Raw genomic sequence first — 16,773 nt, 5'->3', positions numbered from 1 at the left:
CTGGCTGTGCGATACCCTTTGCAGATGGACACCATGACTCCCGAGCTGCGCAGCCGGCTCATGTCCCGTATCAAGGCCAAGGACACCAAGCCTGAAATGCTGGTGCGGTCCGCCGCGCATCGCCTTGGGCTGAGGTTCAGGCTGCATGACAAGCGGCTGCCTGGCAAGCCTGATCTGGTGTTGCCAAAGCACCGGACTGTGATTTTTGTCCACGGGTGCTTCTGGCACCGGCACGGGTGCAAGTTGGCGTCCAACCCCAAAAGCCGGCAGGACTATTGGGCGCCAAAGTTCGAGCGCAACGTGCGGCGCGATGCAGAGCACCGCGCGGCTCTGGAAGGGGCCGGTTGGCGGGTAGTTGTGATTTGGGAATGTGAAGCAAAAAGCCCAGCAGTGCTCCAAGAGCTGCTGACTCGGCTCTTCAGCCCGTCTAGTGGCAAGTAGAGGCACATGCAATGCGGCCTGTCCTGGCCGCAGGCGAACGCTGTCGCCACGAGACTATGCGAGCTGCAGTTCGAGCCTGCGACCCATTGCCACCAGCGCCGCGGAAATCGTATCGATTTTCGTCGGATGATGTAGATCCAGAAGCCGAGTCACCTCTTGCGGGCGCACATCCATTCTCCTGGCTAGTTCGGAGGGGCGGATCCCCTGAAGGACCATCTCGTTTAGCAGCAGCACTTTGGCTGACACACTTGTCGGCAAGTCGATTGCAACTTGCCCCGGCTTCACCGGCGATGGCGCGGGAACGCGACGGCGGTCCTCGAAATAGAAGTCCATTGCAGTGATGAGCGCATCTCGCGCCATCTCAACAGCTTCTTCGAAGGTGTCGCCTGACGTAATCGCCTCCGGAATATCCGGAAATGAAACCAGAAACTCTGAACCATCCCGCGCGATATCTGCGGGGTATTCAAGCATTATTTATCAAACTCCTTGACGCCCAGTTGGCGCAATATGGTTTTCAGTAGCCCTGTGCCAATTTCATCTTTGTGCCTTGGCAAAGTGCACTGGTGACCGTTCAAGTAAACCTTGGTGTGCTTAGAGCCTTCCTTGAACTCAGCACCAAGCGCCGCCAACCTCCGGCGGAATTCCGTGTTTTTCATACACATTCCAATTTAGTAGTCGCCTTTCAGCAACTAAGTGAAATTTTTTATACATGAGAACTCCTTGGTTGCAACTATGGATTGGTTGAAGGGAAAAGCTAGAACTTGTAAGTTAGAAACTTAGGTTTGAGAGCTTGGTGCCGAGATTTGGTTAGTTGCAGGCTGGATTGTACGCATTTTTGTTTACGTGTCAACCCTTGCGCGAGCGTTCGACTCTTTCGGCAACATGGCGATGTTCTAGGGCGCTCGACGCTCGCCGTGGGTTCATTGGTGGCATAGTCGTATGCATGCGCTACTGGTGGGTCAATCACAAACAGACATCTAAACAAGAACTTGCTGGAGGCTATCTGTGGTCTCCCGTGCGTGAGGCCAGCGGCGCACGCAGCCAGTTCTACGACAACATGAGAGTCGCTGCGCCTGGCGATGCTGTGCTGTCATTCTCTGGAGGCGTAATCCAGCACGTGGGCCGGGTCGCAGACTTCGCAAGCCCTGCGCCGAAGCCTGACAGCTTCGGCGCTGTTGGCGAGTACTGGAGCAAGAGCGGCTGGCTTTTGCCCGTGGCGTGGCAAGAGCTCCTAGCTGCGATCAACCCCAAGGCGATGATCGCCGAGCTCGCGCCCTTGCTTCCGGCAAAGTACTCACCCATCCATCCTCAGTCGGGCAACGGCAATCAGAAAGCCTACTTGGCAGAAATCAGCGCAGCGCTGTTTGAACGGCTGGCTGGGCGGGTGCTTGAAGAGGCTCCGGCCCCAGTACTCCAAGCTGACACATTCAAAGCTTTGGCGAGCATCGATGAGTCGATCGAAGCCCAAGTGATGCAAGACCCAGGGCTGGACTCCACCACCAAACGCCAGGTGGTGCTGGCGCGAAACGGGCAGGGGCTATTCCGCGCCCGTGTGTTTGAACTGGAGCAGTCGTGCAGGCTTACCCAAATCCGTACACCTGCGCTGCTGATAGCCAGCCACATCATGCCGTGGAGGTCCTGCGGCACGGCTGCTGAACGGCTTGATGGCGCAAACGGTCTGCTGCTGGCACCCCATGTGGATCGCCTGTTTGACAAAGGGTTTATTAGCTTCACAGATGCTGGGCAGGTATTGATTTCGCCCAAGCTCGACGCAAATGATCTGGTACGACTTGGACTACAGGATGCCTGCGACAGAGGATGTAACGCTTTCTCAGACCGGCAAGCGCCATATCTCAAATTTCATCGCGAAATCGTTTTTCTAGAGTAGGCCAATTGCTCCCTACAGTCGCTCAAAACAACAGGAGGCACAACGATCATGGACAACCACACCGTTCTTCGAGACTTCATTTATCACTGGTCCGATTTTCCCGGGCTATCCATAAGCCGCCACGGGCTTTGCTCTTTCAAAGCAGACATTGAATATAGGTATCTAGGCCACCTTGTCACCGAGACCACTCAGGTAACCATTCCTCGAACTGGAATGGAAGATGGACAGGTGAACCTGAGTGAAAGTGGAATTCTGAATTACGATGACTTCCACCTTGGCTTCTCACCAACCCGCCAAACCTATCGCATGGACGGCCAGAAGCGCCTAGTTGTTTCCGGCTTCTCGAAGAAGTGGGGAGGGGAATACGAAGTGCTTATCACTCCGGCCGCCAATTGACGCTGGTGCATTAGCGTTTCATTTCACACGTGTTTCCAACTCAACGCGCGTGGTCAATCCCCCGTCCCCAAGGCTGTGCGTCAGTTTCACGACCAGCCAGTCGGTGGCGTCGATCACATCCTTGAACCCCCGCAGCACCACAGGGGTTTGCGGCATCAGCTCGGGGCGGCCTATGGCCAGGGTCAGTTCCATGGTGGCTTTGCCGCGTTCGATGCGCCCGCGCTCGGCCCGCGCGGCGGCCATGGCGTCGGCCTCGCTGCCGAAGGTGTCTTTCAGGCGCTTTTCATTTTCCTGTTCGCCTACCAGCACGCTCTTTTTCTCGGCCGCGTTCGGGTCGTGCCAGTAGGCGCGCACCCCGCTGTAGGCGTTTCGGTCGGCGCTGTGGTAGCGGTGCTGGTCGCCATCGGCGCGGGTGATGATGATGGTTTCGAGGTCTTCGCCGTTGGCGGCCTTCGTGCTGCCTATGGGCTTGAACACCAGGCGTCCCTTCTTCACCGTGGCCACCGCGTCGTGCTTCTTGGCGAGGCGGGTGAGGAAGTGCAGGTCGCTCTCGCGTGTCTGGTCGATGTGTTCCACCGGGGTGTTGGCCAGGCTGTCGTCAATGCGTACCTGCAGGCCGTTGCGCTGCGCAATGTCGCCCACGATCTCGCCCAGCTTCTTGCCGTGGTAGCTGCGCTCCGCGCGGGTGCGCAGCTCGCGCCGCATCTCAGCAGATCGGGCGCGAATGCTGATGGTGTCGGGCGTGCCGCTGTGTTCCACCTCGTCCACGTCGAACGTGCCCTTGTCCTGCATGCCGCTGCCTTCCCATCCCAGGGACAGTGCCAGCTCTGCCCCCTTAGCTGGTATGCCCATGCGGCCGTCGCTGTCGTCTATCACCAGGTCCAGCTGGTCTGCTTCGCCGCCTCGGGCTTCGGTGAGGGTGAGCGACACCAGGCGCGCCTCCACCTTTTTGGAAATGTCCCGCCCGTCCACCACCAGCGCGAACGTGGGGGCGCGGTGCAGCTGGCTGGTCTGCAGGTAGTCGGGCGCCACGATCACAGCCACCACTCCCAGTAGTCATCCACAGGCCAGGGGTCCACACCGCCCGATGGTTCGGCGCGCTGGTCATCCTCAGCCGCCAGCTGCAGGTCGAACTCGATACGCCGTGCGGCGCCGTTGTCGATCAGCACAGAGCGGGTTTCGGTCAGGTTCTCGATGGTCCAGGCGCCGAACACCTCGCCCGCGCCCGACACCAACGCCCAGGCCTTGCCGCTGTCGGCCATCTTGCGCAGCGCTTCCAGCGAACGCATGGAGCCCGCGAACTCAGGCGCCAGCACGCCCGACAGGTTGATGGTGTCATCACCCAGGCCCACGAACTGGCGGGCGGGCCTGGCCCCCACGCGCGAGTTGCTGGGGTGGCGCCAGGCCGTCTGGCGGCGCAGCTGGTCGGTGGGCAAGGTCTGCAGCCCGAAGGTGAACTGCCCCAAAGAAAACAGCATGTGTGGTGCTCCTACCCGTCAATGTCGCTGTACTGAGAATTCACCCGCGAGCGGTCGGCCTGTTGCAGTCGTCGCACCTCGGCCGCCACCGCACGCGCGAGGGCCTTTTCGTCCATGCCTGGCGCGGCGTTCACGGTGATGCTGATGGTAGTGCCGCCACCCATGGGGGCGCCCATGCCCGCGCCGTGTGCCATCAGCGGCGCGCGGCTGTCGATGCGCAAGGCGGCGGCATCAGCCGCCATCGGCATGGTGGCAGTGGCTGCTGTGGCCATGGCCAGCGCCGCAGTGCGCACGGCGCCCTGGCCGCCCGCAATGCCCAGGGCCGCGCCTTCGCTGATCCAGCCGCCGTACTGCATGAACACCTTGGAAGGCGATGCAATGCCCAGCTTCTCGCGGAACCAGCCGCCCACGGCATCGGCCACGCCCACGATGGCGTCGCGCACTGCCTGCACGCGGCTGGTGATACCGTTCACCAGGCCTTGCATCAGGTCCGCGCCCGCTGTCATGAACCGGTCTTTCAGGCTCACCAGTGTTTGCCACAGTGCTGCAGCCCCTGCGGTGGCGCTTGCCCAAAGGGCCGAAGCCGCGCCCGCCAGCTGCTGCCAGATGGCGAGCAAGAAGCCCTTCACGGTGTCCCAGTTGCGCCAGATCAGAAAGGCCGCCGCTGCAATGGCCGCGATCACCAGCACGATGGGGTTGGCCAGCAGGAACAAGGCGACGGCGCGCAACGCGCCCAGCAGGAACCCCAGGCCCGACACCAGCAAGCTGGCGGCCTTGCCGACACCCGGCAACAGGAACGCCAGGCGGGCCAGGCCGAAGCGAAACAGCAGCATTGGCCCCATCACCGATGCGTAGGCCAGGCCGATGGCCCCCACGGCGGTGGCACCGATGGCCAACACGGCCACCACGCGCAGCGCCCATTTCACGGCGGTCTGGTTTTCGCGCGTCCATGCGCCCACGGCGTTGGCCATGTCGCCCAGCTTGCCCACGATCAGCACCAGGTCGGGCGCGATGGTGGCGCCCATGTCCTTGAGCATGTTGGTGAAGCTGCCCTGGGCGGCCTCTACCGAAGCGCTCAGGGTCTTGAGCTGGGAGTCCACGCGCTTGCGCAGATCGGCCTGGGCTTCCATCTTGGCCACCACCTCGCGGTAGCCGTCCAGGCCCTTTTCCATCAGGGTATTGAGTACCTGATGCGTTTCCGCGTCGTCGCCGTAGAGCTTCTTCAATGCGGCGATGCGCTTCACATCGCTGTCCACGCCCTTGAGTTTGTCCAGCTGCGCGAACAGGTTGTCCAGGCCCGCGAACTTGCCGCCCTTGGTGGCGAAGTTCAGCTGGATGCCTTCGCCCGCCAGCATCTTGTTGGTCTTGGCCAGCTTCTCGGCATCCAGCGACAGCTGCACCACCTTGCGGATGGCGTTGCCGGCGGATTCCCCGGCCATGCCGGTCTGGTCCATCATCACCAGCAGCGGCGCCAGCATGTTGCTGGCTTGCAGGCCCTTTTCCCCCAGGAACGGCATCACCGCGCTGATCTTGGTGAAGCCCTGCAGCATGTTGGTGGGGTCCACGCCCAGGTAGAAGGCGCGCTGGATCACGTCCATCAGGCCCATCATGTCCTTTTCGCTGGTCTGCGTGGCGTCCTGCATCTTGGCGGCGAACTCGGCCGCAGCTGTCACCGGCATGCGTAGCTGAATGCCAAGGTACGCGGCCGACTCGCCCAGGCCGCCCAGGATGGCCTGCGATGTCATGCCCTGGCGGCGCAGCATGGTCATCATGTCGATGAAGTCGGCCGTGGTGCCTGGCAGCTTGTCACCCAGGCGCGTGGCCAGGGTCAGAATCTGCTGGAACTCCGGCCCCACCTCGCCAGCCTTGCCCATCATGGACGCGCGCAGCTGCGTTTCCGACACCTCGGCCGGCATGAAGGCGCCCACCACAGAGCGCAGCGGCCCCGCCATCTTGCTGCCCCCGGCCATCAAGGCAGCGCTACCGGCGGCAATCATGCCGGTGTGCATCATTTCGTTGCCGTGGCGCTTGCGCAGCTCGGCCAGCTTGCGCTGCTGTTCGCCGTTGGACTTGAGCTTGGCCGTTTGCTGCTCGATGGTGGAATTGGCCGCTGCAGTGTCGGTGCGCAGGCGTTGCGAGTGGTTGGCCAGGTCGCGCGTGCTGATGCCTGCGGCCGACAACTTGGCGCGCAGCTGCTGCAGCTTCACCTGCTGGGTGTCGTGCTGGTTTCCCAGCGCTGCCGCCTCTCGCTTGGCCTTGGCCAGCTCTTGCGTCATGGCCCGCGTGGGCTCGGCCGTCTGGCCGTACATGCGCGCAAGCTCGCCCACCCGGCCCCGCGCCTGGGCGAGCTTGGCGGCCGTGTCGTGCAGCTCGCCCTTGAGCGTGCGGAACTCGCCCACCTGGGCTTGCTGGGCGTTCAGTGCCTTGAGGCTTTCCTTGGCGGCCTTGAGCGCGCGGGCGGCGTCGCGGCTCCCGTCGCTCACGCGCTTGAGCGGCCCCAGGGCGCGGTCCACGAAGTCGAGGACAACGCGCAGGCGCAGGTTGTCAGCCATGGCGGCCCCCACGGCCGCCAGCGCAATGGATCAGGCGGGGAAGTCTTTGCCCAGGATGCGCCGGGCCTCGGCCATGTCGGCATCGGCCGCGCGGTCGCGCGCCAGGGTCCAGACGTACACGGGCAGCATGAACACGGCCAGGGCCGCAATGGCCAGGGCCGCAATCAGCAGGTACGCAAGGGCGGTGAAAAGCATGGTTCATTCTTGCACATCCAAAGGCGCAGGGGTGGCGGGGTCATTCCTGGCGTTCGTGACGCTCGCGCGCCCGTTCGCGCCACTCCATCAGATCGGCCACGCTCATGGGGTCCATGTCGGCGGGCCGCCAATGGAACACCAGGGCCAGGTCGGCCATGGCGTCCTCTACTCGGGCTGGAACGCCTCCCGCTGCGCCTTCGGCACCAAAAAACTGACCACCTCCGTTCCCAGGCTCACCAGGTCGGCGGGGTCCAGGGCGGCCACTTCCTGTTTCAGCAGGGGCGGCTCGGTCACGCGTGGCAGCAGGGTTTGCAGGGCCGTCACGTTCATCTGCAGCACCTCCACCAGCGACAGGCCGCGCAGGGCGCCCGCGTTGGGCTTGCGCACCTGCACGTGCGTGATGGTCTGGCCGTTGCGCTGGATGGGCGTGTCCAACGGGATGCCCACTGGAAGGCCTGGCGCCGTGATGGCGACAGCGGGTGCGGTGGCGGCGGTGGTGGTCGTTGTCATGGTCTTGTTTCCTTGCCCATCTGGTATTTGATTGGGGCGATTGGGGTGGATTGGGGAAAGGGATCGGCCCCGAAGGGCCGGCGGTGGGGTGGGCGTTAGACGCCCAGGGCGGCGCGCACTTCGGCCAGTCGGTCCACGCCGTTGACCATTTCGACCATGTTCACGGCGTCGATTTCGATCAGCGTTTCGCCGTTGATGCTCAGCTTGTAGTAGCTCAGTGCGGCCTTGTACTTGATGGCCGTGGCCTCGCCGGCCTTGGCGCTTCCGGGGTCGATTTCAGAGAACCGGCCGCGCATCACCACTTCCATGGCGTCCACGCTTTCGCTGTCGTCGCCCTGCAGCGCACCTGCGAAGCGCAGCAGCACGCCGTCATGGCGCAGCGTGCCCCAGCTGGTGAACAGCTCTTTCATGTACCCGGCGGCGGTCAGCTCGGCTTCCAGGCCTTCCATGCCAAAGTCGGCCTTCACCGGGGCGTTCATGCCGCCGCTGCGGTAGTCCTCCATCTTGCGGGCGAGCTTGGGCAGGCCCACTTCGGGCATTTCGCCCACGTAGCTGGTGCCATCCACAAAGGTGGCAAAGTTCTTGATCTTGCGGGGCAGTCCCATGGTGTTCTCCTGTGGTCAATCGGTCGGGGTGGTGGGGCCTTATTCGCCGGTGCCCACGCGCAGGGCGAAGTCGGCGTAGTAGCGGTCGGTAATGCGCTGCTGGAAGGTGAGGTCTTCCAGCGGGGGCACGGGCGTGTAGTCGTAGTCCAGCGTCAATTTGCCGTTCTTGAGCGTGGCCGACACGTTCACCTCCTGGTCGTACCAGGCCTGGCCGTTCAAGATGTAGCCCAGGTTTTTCAGCTCGCGGAACTTGGCGTTGATGCCTTCCAGAATGTCTTTCACCAGGCTGGGGTGCAGCGGCTTGTCCACCGCCCAGAAGTGGCCCTCGGCCATGGTGTCGGCCAGGATTTGCGCGGTCCGCGTGGCGCTCTCAAACGCGAACAGCTCATCGGTGGCGCAGGTGCGCGAACCCCAGAAGCGGAAGCCCTGATTGCGGATCAGCGTGGTGATGCCGGCCGCGTTGAGCAGGCCAGCGTCGGTGTCGGGGTTCTGCAAGTCCCAAAACACATCCTTGTCGATGCCCAGCACGCCATTCATGGGCACGTTGGACAGCGTCTTGTGCCAGCCATGCTCGGCGTCGATCTTGGCGCGCAGGCCCATGGCGTAGGCCACGGGCGATGCGTCCACGATAACCCCCGTGCCCGGGGTTGCCACTTTCACGCGCGGCCAGATCAGCATCAGCTCGCGGCCCTCGAAGTTTTGGCGGTAGTCCATCACCTCGGACACGTCCGCGCCGTGGCCCTCGGCGTACACGAACGCGCGCAGCTTCTGCGCCACGGCCACCAGGGCGGTGGTCACAGCCTGGGTGTCCAGGCCTGGCGCGCCCAGGATGCGGGGTTGCACGCCCAGCTTGGCTTTGGCGGCCAACAGGGCTTGCATGCCGGTGTACTGCGAGCCCACGGCCGTGCCGATCACCTTGCCGTTCTGGTCGGTCAGCTTGGCGGCAGCGTCGGCGCCTTCGCCATCGGCCACGCGCACCACCACGGTGATGGGGCGGGCTTGGTCGCGGATGGCGGTCAGCGCGCCGGACAGGGTGCCCAGCGTGCCGGCCTTGGCAATGGCGGCGTCCACCTTCGTGACCAGCACCGGAGTGTTGAGAGGGAACGCGGTGGCGTCGGCGTCGCTGGCCGTGCAGATCAGGCCCAGCACGGCCGTGGAAATGATGCGGATGTTGCGCTGGCCTTCGTTGATTTCGACAACGCGCACGCCGTGGTGGTAGTTTGCTTGGGTAGCCATGGTGGTTCCTTCGGGTTTGGGTTGGTTACGGGGTGGTTGCGTGCGCGGCGTGAAGCACGCAGGGGTCAAAGCGGTGCGGCTCGGGGTGCGCCAGGCATGCGGCTACCAGCTCGGAGCAGGTGAAGCGGCTGGCCTTTTGCGGCAGAAACCAGGCGATGAAATTTGCGATCAGCTGCCAGTCGTAGAGGGCGCCTTGCAGCAGGCTTGCACGGGCAGCAGCCAGCACGGGGTTGCGATTCACCTTCACGGCATGCCAGTGGGCAGGGTCCAGGCGAATGCGCTTGAACCGCACACCACCCATGCGCCCAGCACGGCGGGGCGAGTGGGCCGGCAGGCGCTCGGCCGCTACGCTGGAAACGCACCACAAGGCGCCGTTGCTGTCGGGCTCGGTGGTGCCGTCCGGCATCAGGTGGTCCACGCCATCGCCTGGCTGGAACACCAGCTCGGTGTGGCTGTACCGGCCGCGCAGGCGCAGCCGGATGATGCGATTGGCCAGCCCTTGCAGGCCGGGGCGGGTGCCGGTGTAGGAAGCCAGCAGCATGGGTCATCCCTCCAATCCCTTGATGTGGCGCTCGGCCTCGGTGGTGGGCGTGTTCAGGATGGCCGCCTTCTTGGCGGCCGTCATGGGGCCGGAGCCGGGCGCCCACGGCTGCGCAGTGGGCTGGGCGGTGGCGATCAGCATGTCGATCATGGCGGCCACGCGCGGGTCGCGCAGGTCGATGTACTTGCGCACGCCGGTCAGCGTTTGCACGGCTTTGCATGCCCCGTGGTCGCTGGCCGCAATGGCCAGGGCGTCCGGCCCGAAGCGGTCATAGAACGGCCCCACATCCACCCACCACAGCCGTGCATCTTCTGCGGTGGCCGCGGCTTCCCAGGCGCCGGTGGCCGGGTTGTGCACCTTGCCGATCAGCGTGGTGTCGTAGGTTTCCAGGGCCACCAGGTCGGCCCCCTCCAGAACGTCCAGCGCTTGCGTGATGGCAAAGGCACGGCGGTCGCCGTCGATCTGGGCGTAAAAGTGCATGGTCATTTCCATTCGGTCAGCTCCCAGGAAACCGTGGAAGTTGAGGCTCCGCCGGAGCCCGCGCGGCTTGCGGTAATCGTGGTGCTGGAATCCAGTACGGCCATGGGCATCTGCGAGATGTCCGCCACCTTTCCGCCCAGGATTCGCAGCTCTGCCTTGCTCATGTTCACGGCGCTCACGGTGACCGTGGCTGTCAAACCGCTGCCAGAGATGCTGATGACCCCGCGCTGCACGGACTTGATGCCCGCGCCGCTGATGGCCGTCAGCACTTCGGTGGCCTTGGCGTTGACGGCCGCCAGCAGCTCGGCCAGCTTGGTGGTGGTGAAGTCGCGGAACAGGCGCACCGCGTCGAGGGTGATTGCGTCAAACATCAGGCTTGCACCTCAATAGCTGTGATGGATTGCAGCCCGCTGGCGTCGTAGGCGAGCGTCTCTGTGCGGGTGCGGTTGTCGTAGGTGGTAACGACAGTGCCCACGCGGCCCTGGCCGTCATAGGTCAGCGTCTGCACGGCGGGCTTGCCCGCCACGGTACGGGTGACAGTGGCCAGGCGGCCCTGGCCGTCGCGGGTCAATGTCAGTTGGCTGGCCCCGTTCGCGGGCCCCAGCGCGAGGTGGGCGGGTTTCAAAGTCACGTCCGGGCCGGTCTGGCCGTTCACCGTGCTGACCTTGCTGGCCGACAGCGCGGCCACTACCGCCGCAACGGCGTCGATGCTGTCGCCCAGCTCGTCCATGGCGGCGGCCAGCTGGGTTTGCGTGGCCAGGTCGCCCACGTTGCCGATGGCGGCTTCCAGCTCGTCGCGGCGCTGGCGCAGCAGCTCCAGCATTGCCGTCACCTCGGCCATCGCCGGACCCACCAGCGTGTCGATGCGCTTCAGGCCAAACTGCGTCAGCTCATCGACCACCGCCTGCAGTTCGGCGCGGCGTTCTTCCAGTTCGGCAATGCGGGCGTCCACGTCCCCCAACACGGGGTTGAAGTAGTCCTCGGACAGCGGCGTGACGCCGTCCCGCATGCGGTACTTTTCAAAGCGCGTGGGCATGGTGGTGCGCCTTACAGGGCCAGGTCGTAGCGCTCGGCCACGTGCCAGGGGTGCACGCCGGTCACGCCCGCGCCGTCGATGCGGATGCGATAGGAGCCGGTGTTGGCGGCCAGCGTCCAGCGGAACTCACGCCAGCGGCTGCGGCCGTCCACGATTTCATCGCGGAACGATGTGGCGGCCACGGTATTGCCGGCCACGATCAGGCGGCAATCGACCGTGTGGCCGTTGGCTGCGCTGAAGTCTTCCAGCAGCAGGCGCACGCGGATGGTCTTGGATGGCGTGCCCAGCACGCGGTCGGTGCTGACGTGCACAAAGGCCGTGCCACGGCGGCGCACCGTGACCTGGGCATTGCCGGGGCGAACAGCGGGCATCAGGTCTTGCGTGCCGATGAACACCGCGCGCAGGGGCACCAGGGCGGCGCCGCCGAATTGCGGCGGGGTGTCCGGCGTGACGGGGCGCCACAGACCACCGGTCTGGTATTCCCACACCAGGCGGCAACCGGCGGGCACGGCCGCGTCATACAGCATGTCCAGCTCTTGAATGCCGCCCGCCAGCTGCAGGGGCTGCATCTGCACCACGGCGCGGGGCGAGTTGAAGCGCGCAAAGTTCAGGCGCAGCATCAGGTCGCGTTCGGCGGCCTGGGTGAAGTAGGCGCCGTCCTGGGCGTACATCAGAATGCCCTGGGTGTATTCGGTGCCCTCGGTGAAGCCCACGCGGTGGCCCGCGCCGGACACCAGCACCAGGGCATAGCGCTTGCCCGACTCCACCAGCACGGGGTCGGTGAATGGCACCTTGAGCCAGCCCGCCGTGACGGCGCCGGGGGCCAATGTGGCACGGGCCAGCACTTTTTCTACGTTGGGCTGGCCCAGCGCGGCTTCGGTCAGCATCACCGTGAGGCCCCCGGCCGGGTCTGCCGATGTGACAAAGACTTCCGTGCTGCTGAGCCAGCCGGTTTGCGCCATCAGCACGGTTTGCGCCAGCACGGAGCCCTGCACCACATGCTCGGTGGTCACAATGTCCCAGTAGGGCTCTTGCCATGTGTCGATCCACATGCGTGTCACGCGCACAAACTGGTGGTCTTGGGTGGCTCGCGCCAGGTCTTGCGGGTCCACCGTCCAGGCTTCATCACCCCGGCGCAGGATGCCGGTGATGGGGTCGTACACGCCGGACTTCCAGAACGCACTGTTCGTGCAGGGCGTCAGTGTTTCGCCCATGCGCACGCGCTCGCGGCTGATGGTCTTTTGCACCGCGTTCAGTGTCTGGTACTGGTACTGGTTGATGGCCAGCTCGCCCGCCCGTGTTTCCATGCGCAGCCGTGTGACTTCTTCATAGGCGGGCAGCAGCAGACCGCCCGCGCTGGTGCGTGCCTCGGGGTCCATGGGGTTGAGCAGCGACAGGGCGCCGGCCTGGGTGGCCACGATGGGCGGGCGGATGCCTTCGTAGGCGGCGGCGCTGTAGGCGGCGTGGGCGGTGTCGCTTTCGGCGGTGCTTAAAAAATGGTCCGCCCCGTAGAACACGTAGTCGTCGGGGATTTCCATGCGCTCTTTGATCTTGGCCATGTCCAGGCCCAGCTGCGCCACATGCTCCAGGCTGGCGCGCGTGGCCAGCTCCGCGCCCAGTCCCGAAATGTCGCTCATGATGTGCGCAATGCGCGGCTCTGCGGCCAGCATCCAGCCTTCGGCCACGCGCAGGCGGGCGTCCAGGCGCTGCAGGTTGGGCAGGCGGCGGTTGTCGGCCAGCACCACCTCTTGGACCCCGGTGGGCGACAGGCGAACGTGGGCGATCAACGTGTAGCCGGTGGGCGGCTCGGGGCGCTCGGGGGTGGGGGACTCCAGGCCCTGGGCAATGTGCACGGTGGCCACGCGGCGGCGCAGCATGGCCACGGCCTCGGGTTCCACCTCACGGGTCTGCAGGTCGATCAGGAAGTCGCGCGGCTGAATGTCGGTGTCTTCCTCGGCACCAAACACGCTCACGGCCACCCACTTCTGGTCCTGCAGCGGCAGCATGGCGAACACGCTGTGCGTTTGCGCGGGGTCCAGTGCGTACACCTTGCCGGTGGGGCCGTCATACAGGCGGCCGGCGGCCACTTCCAGCTCTGTGGCGCTACGGCCGGAAACCGTCATGCCGGTGACCTGGCGCTCGGCCGTGATGGCGTCCGTCACGATGTGGCGCGCGGCTTCGTCGCCCCAGGTCTGGGAGTTGTTGAGGTCGGCGGCCTGCAGTTCCTGGCGGTCGCGGTAGATGACTTGCTTTTCCATGGGGTTTAGCTCCGGTTGATGGTTTGGCCGGCCAGCACGGCGCCGGCGCGGTGGATGCGGCTGGCGCGCGCCGTGGCGTGCAGGCGCGTGCGGATCAGTACCTTGTCGTGCGCGGCCCGCGCCCAGTCCATGGCGTCCAGGGCGGGGGCCATGCGCTCGCGGGCATCGCCCACCGACAGCGCGGCGCGCATGGCGGTGCCAGCCATGGCGAAGGGCTGGCGGCGTGCCGGCATGCGCACATGGGCCAGCGCGACAAAGGGCGGGCTGCTCAGGCGGGTGAAGCCCAGGTACGCGGGGCCGTGCTTGGGCACGTTGGCCACGGCCGGGTCGTGCAGGCGGATTCGGGCGTACATGCGCCGCGCGCTGTCGCTGCGCACGGTGAAGCCACCCAGGGGCAGGCCGGCACACAGCACATTCGGGCGCGCTGCGCGCTCGGCCACGGGCTCGGCATCTGGCGACAGGGGCGCGAGCGATGGCGCCGTTTGCTTGAGCGTGAGCAGCTGCAGGCGCTCGCGGTAGTTCACGGTCTGCACGCGCCAGTACCGGGTGGAGGCGTCGGCGCGGCTCATGACCCCGGCCAGCGGCTGGCCCAGGTGCTGGCCACGGGCCACGGCGCGGCGCGCCAGGTCCACCGTGGCGGTGCGGTCCTGCGCCATGTCGGTCCACCCGTGGGTGGTGAGCGGCAACACCTGGCCGGTGGGGTAGCGGATTTCCGCGCGGATGGCAGATCGCGCCATGGCGCTGGTGCGGGCCGGTGGCTCGGCCTGGGCGCCCACAAAGCCGCTGCCCAGCATCAGGCCCTCGCAGGGTGCCCGCTCGCGTTGGCTGTAGATGCGCATCTCGGGATGGGCGGCCAGCCACTGGGCGCGGCTCTCGGCGTCCCAGTAGCCCAGGAAGGTTTTGGCGGGCGGCATTTCCAGCCGCTCGATGCGGGCGCCGCCCAGGCGGGCCAGCTCGCGCAGGCCGCGCGGGGTGCCGATCAGGGCATGCAAACGCGGGCTGGCCTTGATGACGGCGCGGCGCTCGGCCTCGGCCTGGGGCCACACGGGCACGTCTTCGGCCAGGCCCATGTGCGGCAGCAGGTGCGCGGGGATGCGCGCGGGATCTTGCAACGTCGAAAGCGCAGCGTCTCCCACGGTCCACGGCCCCATGGCAGAGGATGCCGCCCGCTCCAGGGGCGTGGCGTTGGGCGGCAGCAGGTGGTGGCGGTCAGTCATGGCGCGCCTGTGGTGTGACGGTGATGGACGTGATGACGGGCACTTCACCGGCGCCGGCCGCAATGTCGGCGGCGGGCGTGGCCAGCACCGCGTCGCGGATGCCTTCGCCCATCAGGGCGGCCACCAGGGCGGCGCGCGTCATGTCCACGCGGAAGGCGGCCCGCAGACCCAGCTTGCGCACACGCTCGGCGGCAGCGGCGGCCAGAACGGCGCCATCGGGGCCGGGCGGGTGCACCAGCGTGGCGGCCACGGCCAGCGGCAGGATGCGCGCGGCCGTCACGTCCACATCCACCGTCAGGGGGCGCACGTCTTCGGCCAGCAGCGCGGCCTCGGTCTGGCCCACGATGGCGTCACCTGGCACCGCAACCCGCCAGCACATGGAATTGGCCCCGGCCTCGGGGTGGTCGCCAAACAGGGCGCGGCCGATGGCTTGCTGGGTCGCTTCCACATCGTTGGTGTTTGCCGCCACGCGGGCCAGCAGGCACACCTTGACGCGTCCCGGGCGGTCGGCCCACACGTCCACCTGGCGCACATCCACCGACACCGACATGGCGCGCAGGCGCCAGCTGGTCGGGCTTCCAGCGGCCGACAGGGCGTGGTAGCCCATCAGCACGCGCTCTTGCAGGCGTTCGTCGTCTTCACCAGGCAGGCGCGCCAGGTCGTAGCGCGCGGCCAGGTTGTCCAGATCGGTGCCCACGGCCCAGCCCAGCATGACGGCGCTGGCGGCATCGTTGATGCGGGCGCGGATCAACAGCTCGCGGTAGGCAGCCACCTGCAGCAGCTTGATGAGCGGCTCGCTTTCGAGGTCGATCACCTCGGCGGCGGCTGGGTACAGGCGCAGCAGGTCGGCGCGCAGCTCGGCCAGCACCGTTTCAAAGTCGAGGGCTTCGACAACAGCGGGGCGGGGCAGGGCGGAAAGGTCCAGATTGTTCATGCGGCGCGTCCCGTCACGGATACGTTCAGGGACAGCGGGCCCACGCGCCCGCGCTGGTCGTAGGTGCCGTGCAGGCGGAACAGCACGGCGCCGGGGCGGTCGGCCTCGCGCAAGGATTCGATACGCGACAGCCGGAAACGTGGCTCCCAGCGCATCAGGGCGCTGGCCACTGCGGCATAGACGCGCACCTGGGTGGCCAGGTTGTCGGGGTGGTCGATCAGCTCGGGCACCAGCGAGCCGTATTCGCGGCGCATGACGCGCGAGCCAATGGGCGTCGTCAGAATGTCGCCCAGCGACTGGCGCAGGTGGTCCAGGCCGGTGATGGATTGGCCGGTGGTGCGGTTCATAGGGGCGGCCCCGTTTCTTCGTCACCGCGTGCCACGCCGGGGTGCTTGTGGCTCGCCAGGCTGACTTCCTGGGCGATCACATCGGGCGATCCCACCACGCCGTCGGCACTGATGGTGAGCGTTGAGCCGCCGGCGGAGAGCGAGATTTCTTGCTCATTCATCGTGATGACGGAGCCCAGCACGCTGATGGTGATGCTGCCCACAGCCTCGATTTGCAGATTGCCGAACTCGGCGTTGTGCTTGATGACGCCACCGCCGCCCAGGTCCATTTGAAATACCTTGGGGTCTTCGCTGGCCTGCTGGTTTTTGTCGCTGTAGGCACCGGGCAGCACCACCGCGTTGCTGAGGTCGCCGCCGGGGGAGAACATCAGCACCTGTTCGCCCTTCACGGGCGGCCACCACGTTGCACCTGCCTCGCCACCAGCGCGGCCAGCCACCCAGGGGCGCCAGTTGGTGAGCATTTCGCCGCAGCGGACGCGAACGCGCGCGGGCTTTTTGGTGCGCACTTCTTCCACGGTGCCCACGCGCACCAGGTTTTCCAGGCGGCGCAGGATTTCAAACGGGGATTCGGGCTGATCTACGGGGCGATCCATGCATTTGATGGTGCCCGCGCGTGCGCGAGAAAGCACGCAGCCCATGCTGTGGCTGCGCTTTGGACA

Annotated in this window: 22 protein-coding genes; 3 read left to right on the top strand and 19 right to left on the bottom strand. The window is 65.9% G+C overall.

Features of this window, described 5'->3' with window-relative positions; all coding sequences use genetic code 11:
- Positions 1-24 precede the first annotated feature (24 nt).
- On the top strand, positions 25-441 hold the full coding sequence (locus tag IB236_RS18160; RefSeq protein WP_192421696.1) for a DNA mismatch endonuclease Vsr: 417 nt from the start codon (positions 25-27) through the stop codon (positions 439-441).
- Between the two features lie 54 nt (positions 442-495).
- On the opposite strand, the gene IB236_RS18155 is transcribed toward IB236_RS18160, so the two are convergent.
- Together IB236_RS18155 and IB236_RS18150 are read right to left on the bottom strand one after the other, a co-directional pair.
- Entirely contained in the window at positions 496-912 is a 417-nt protein-coding gene (locus IB236_RS18155) for a type II toxin-antitoxin system HicB family antitoxin (protein ID WP_192421695.1), read from the bottom strand.
- A complete protein-coding gene (locus IB236_RS18150; RefSeq protein WP_192421694.1) occupies positions 912-1,097 on the bottom strand; it encodes a type II toxin-antitoxin system HicA family toxin in 186 nt (61 codons plus the stop codon). Before IB236_RS18150 ends, IB236_RS18155 begins: the two co-directional genes overlap by 1 nt.
- Before the next feature lie 287 nt (positions 1,098-1,384).
- Between IB236_RS18150 and IB236_RS18145 the strand changes: the two genes are divergently transcribed.
- Entirely contained in the window at positions 1,385-2,329 is a 945-nt protein-coding gene (locus tag IB236_RS18145) for an HNH endonuclease (protein WP_192421693.1), read from the top strand.
- Positions 2,330-2,377: 48 nt separating this feature from the next.
- Positions 2,378-2,725 (top strand): hypothetical protein, encoded by a 348-nt coding sequence (locus IB236_RS18140; protein ID WP_192421692.1) that lies wholly within the window; start codon positions 2,378-2,380, stop codon positions 2,723-2,725.
- Between the two features lie 18 nt (positions 2,726-2,743).
- Here the strand turns inward: IB236_RS18140 and IB236_RS18135 are convergent, their stop codons facing one another.
- The 17 genes from IB236_RS18135 to IB236_RS18055 form a co-directional block, all read right to left on the bottom strand.
- The gene (locus IB236_RS18135) at positions 2,744-3,769 is read right to left on the bottom strand and encodes a contractile injection system protein, VgrG/Pvc8 family (RefSeq protein ID WP_370539929.1); all 1,026 of its coding nucleotides are present in this window, start codon (positions 3,767-3,769) and stop codon (positions 2,744-2,746) included.
- Positions 3,760-4,203, bottom strand: coding sequence for a phage tail protein (locus IB236_RS18130; RefSeq protein ID WP_192421691.1), 444 nt, complete (start codon positions 4,201-4,203; stop codon positions 3,760-3,762). The genes IB236_RS18135 and IB236_RS18130 overlap by 10 nt, the downstream gene beginning before the upstream one ends.
- 11 nt (positions 4,204-4,214) lie before the next feature.
- Positions 4,215-6,755 (bottom strand): phage tail tape measure protein, encoded by a 2,541-nt coding sequence (locus IB236_RS18125; protein ID WP_192421690.1) that lies wholly within the window; start codon positions 6,753-6,755, stop codon positions 4,215-4,217.
- 30 nt (positions 6,756-6,785) lie between these two features.
- A complete protein-coding gene (locus tag IB236_RS18120; RefSeq protein WP_192421689.1) occupies positions 6,786-6,950 on the bottom strand; it encodes a hypothetical protein in 165 nt (54 codons plus the stop codon).
- A 40-nt stretch (positions 6,951-6,990) separates the two neighbouring features.
- On the bottom strand, positions 6,991-7,107 hold the full coding sequence (locus tag IB236_RS18115) for a GpE family phage tail protein (protein ID WP_187736458.1): 117 nt from the start codon (positions 7,105-7,107) through the stop codon (positions 6,991-6,993).
- Positions 7,108-7,115: 8 nt separating this feature from the next.
- Positions 7,116-7,460, bottom strand: coding sequence for a phage tail assembly protein (locus IB236_RS18110; RefSeq protein ID WP_192421688.1), 345 nt, complete (start codon positions 7,458-7,460; stop codon positions 7,116-7,118).
- A gap of 95 nt (positions 7,461-7,555) precedes the next feature.
- Positions 7,556-8,065, bottom strand: a complete 510-nt coding sequence (locus IB236_RS18105; RefSeq protein WP_192421687.1) for a phage major tail tube protein — start codon at positions 8,063-8,065, stop codon at positions 7,556-7,558.
- Between the two features lie 39 nt (positions 8,066-8,104).
- Entirely contained in the window at positions 8,105-9,301 is a 1,197-nt protein-coding gene (locus tag IB236_RS18100) for a phage tail sheath protein (protein ID WP_192421686.1), read from the bottom strand.
- 25 nt (positions 9,302-9,326) lie between these two features.
- Positions 9,327-9,842, bottom strand: a complete 516-nt coding sequence (locus tag IB236_RS18095; RefSeq protein WP_192421685.1) for a hypothetical protein — start codon at positions 9,840-9,842, stop codon at positions 9,327-9,329.
- Positions 9,843-9,845: 3 nt separating this feature from the next.
- Positions 9,846-10,322 (bottom strand): hypothetical protein, encoded by a 477-nt coding sequence (locus IB236_RS18090; RefSeq protein WP_192421684.1) that lies wholly within the window; start codon positions 10,320-10,322, stop codon positions 9,846-9,848.
- 2 nt (positions 10,323-10,324) lie between these two features.
- Positions 10,325-10,693 (bottom strand): hypothetical protein, encoded by a 369-nt coding sequence (locus IB236_RS18085; RefSeq protein ID WP_192421683.1) that lies wholly within the window; start codon positions 10,691-10,693, stop codon positions 10,325-10,327.
- A complete protein-coding gene (locus IB236_RS18080; RefSeq protein WP_192421682.1) occupies positions 10,693-11,358 on the bottom strand; it encodes a hypothetical protein in 666 nt (221 codons plus the stop codon). Before IB236_RS18080 ends, IB236_RS18085 begins: the two co-directional genes overlap by 1 nt.
- 11 nt (positions 11,359-11,369) lie before the next feature.
- Positions 11,370-13,616, bottom strand: coding sequence for a hypothetical protein (locus IB236_RS18075; RefSeq protein WP_192421681.1), 2,247 nt, complete (start codon positions 13,614-13,616; stop codon positions 11,370-11,372).
- 5 nt (positions 13,617-13,621) lie between these two features.
- Positions 13,622-14,833, bottom strand: coding sequence for a phage tail protein (locus IB236_RS18070; RefSeq protein WP_192421680.1), 1,212 nt, complete (start codon positions 14,831-14,833; stop codon positions 13,622-13,624).
- Positions 14,826-15,767 carry a baseplate J/gp47 family protein gene (locus IB236_RS18065; RefSeq protein WP_192421679.1) on the bottom strand — a complete coding sequence of 314 codons (942 nt, stop codon included), beginning with the start codon at positions 15,765-15,767 and terminating at the stop codon, positions 14,826-14,828. Before IB236_RS18065 ends, IB236_RS18070 begins: the two co-directional genes overlap by 8 nt.
- Positions 15,764-16,114, bottom strand: coding sequence for a GPW/gp25 family protein (locus tag IB236_RS18060; protein WP_192421678.1), 351 nt, complete (start codon positions 16,112-16,114; stop codon positions 15,764-15,766). The genes IB236_RS18065 and IB236_RS18060 overlap by 4 nt, the downstream gene beginning before the upstream one ends.
- On the bottom strand, positions 16,111-16,707 hold the full coding sequence (locus tag IB236_RS18055) for a phage baseplate assembly protein V (RefSeq protein WP_225581231.1): 597 nt from the start codon (positions 16,705-16,707) through the stop codon (positions 16,111-16,113). The genes IB236_RS18060 and IB236_RS18055 overlap by 4 nt, the downstream gene beginning before the upstream one ends.
- Positions 16,708-16,773 lie beyond the last annotated feature (66 nt).

The organism is Acidovorax sp. ACV02 (genome assembly GCF_014851475.1).
Lineage (GTDB): Bacteria > Pseudomonadota > Gammaproteobacteria > Burkholderiales > Burkholderiaceae_C > Acidovorax > Acidovorax delafieldii.
Note: the sequence above shows the minus strand (reverse complement) of the source record. Positions and strands in the feature narration are given on the sequence as shown.

Excerpts from the sequence above, each read along its gene's own strand:
- IB236_RS18095 (WP_192421685.1), bottom strand. The coding sequence starts at position 9,842 with ATGCTGCTGGCTTCCTACACCGGCACCCGCCCCGGCCTGCAAGGGCTG.
- IB236_RS18060 (WP_192421678.1), bottom strand. The coding sequence starts at position 16,114 with ATGAACCGCACCACCGGCCAATCCATCACCGGCCTGGACCACCTGCGC.
- IB236_RS18055 (WP_225581231.1), bottom strand. The coding sequence starts at position 16,707 with ATGGATCGCCCCGTAGATCAGCCCGAATCCCCGTTTGAAATCCTGCGC.
- IB236_RS18130 (WP_192421691.1), bottom strand. The coding sequence starts at position 4,203 with ATGCTGTTTTCTTTGGGGCAGTTCACCTTCGGGCTGCAGACCTTGCCC.
- IB236_RS18065 (WP_192421679.1), bottom strand. The coding sequence starts at position 15,767 with ATGAACAATCTGGACCTTTCCGCCCTGCCCCGCCCCGCTGTTGTCGAA.
- IB236_RS18075 (WP_192421681.1), bottom strand. The coding sequence starts at position 13,616 with ATGGAAAAGCAAGTCATCTACCGCGACCGCCAGGAACTGCAGGCCGCC.
- IB236_RS18085 (WP_192421683.1), bottom strand. The coding sequence starts at position 10,693 with ATGTTTGACGCAATCACCCTCGACGCGGTGCGCCTGTTCCGCGACTTC.
- IB236_RS18115 (WP_187736458.1), bottom strand. The coding sequence starts at position 7,107 with ATGGCCGACCTGGCCCTGGTGTTCCATTGGCGGCCCGCCGACATGGAC.
- IB236_RS18105 (WP_192421687.1), bottom strand. The coding sequence starts at position 8,065 with ATGGGACTGCCCCGCAAGATCAAGAACTTTGCCACCTTTGTGGATGGC.
- IB236_RS18140 (WP_192421692.1), top strand. The coding sequence starts at position 2,378 with ATGGACAACCACACCGTTCTTCGAGACTTCATTTATCACTGGTCCGAT.
- IB236_RS18110 (WP_192421688.1), bottom strand. The coding sequence starts at position 7,460 with ATGACAACGACCACCACCGCCGCCACCGCACCCGCTGTCGCCATCACG.
- IB236_RS18125 (WP_192421690.1), bottom strand. The coding sequence starts at position 6,755 with ATGGCTGACAACCTGCGCCTGCGCGTTGTCCTCGACTTCGTGGACCGC.
- IB236_RS18145 (WP_192421693.1), top strand. The coding sequence starts at position 1,385 with ATGCGCTACTGGTGGGTCAATCACAAACAGACATCTAAACAAGAACTT.
- IB236_RS18155 (WP_192421695.1), bottom strand. The coding sequence starts at position 912 with ATGCTTGAATACCCCGCAGATATCGCGCGGGATGGTTCAGAGTTTCTG.
- IB236_RS18080 (WP_192421682.1), bottom strand. The coding sequence starts at position 11,358 with ATGCCCACGCGCTTTGAAAAGTACCGCATGCGGGACGGCGTCACGCCG.
- IB236_RS18090 (WP_192421684.1), bottom strand. The coding sequence starts at position 10,322 with ATGCACTTTTACGCCCAGATCGACGGCGACCGCCGTGCCTTTGCCATC.
- IB236_RS18100 (WP_192421686.1), bottom strand. The coding sequence starts at position 9,301 with ATGGCTACCCAAGCAAACTACCACCACGGCGTGCGCGTTGTCGAAATC.
- IB236_RS18150 (WP_192421694.1), bottom strand. The coding sequence starts at position 1,097 with ATGAAAAACACGGAATTCCGCCGGAGGTTGGCGGCGCTTGGTGCTGAG.
- IB236_RS18070 (WP_192421680.1), bottom strand. The coding sequence starts at position 14,833 with ATGACTGACCGCCACCACCTGCTGCCGCCCAACGCCACGCCCCTGGAG.
- IB236_RS18160 (WP_192421696.1), top strand. The coding sequence starts at position 25 with ATGGACACCATGACTCCCGAGCTGCGCAGCCGGCTCATGTCCCGTATC.
- IB236_RS18120 (WP_192421689.1), bottom strand. The coding sequence starts at position 6,950 with ATGCTTTTCACCGCCCTTGCGTACCTGCTGATTGCGGCCCTGGCCATT.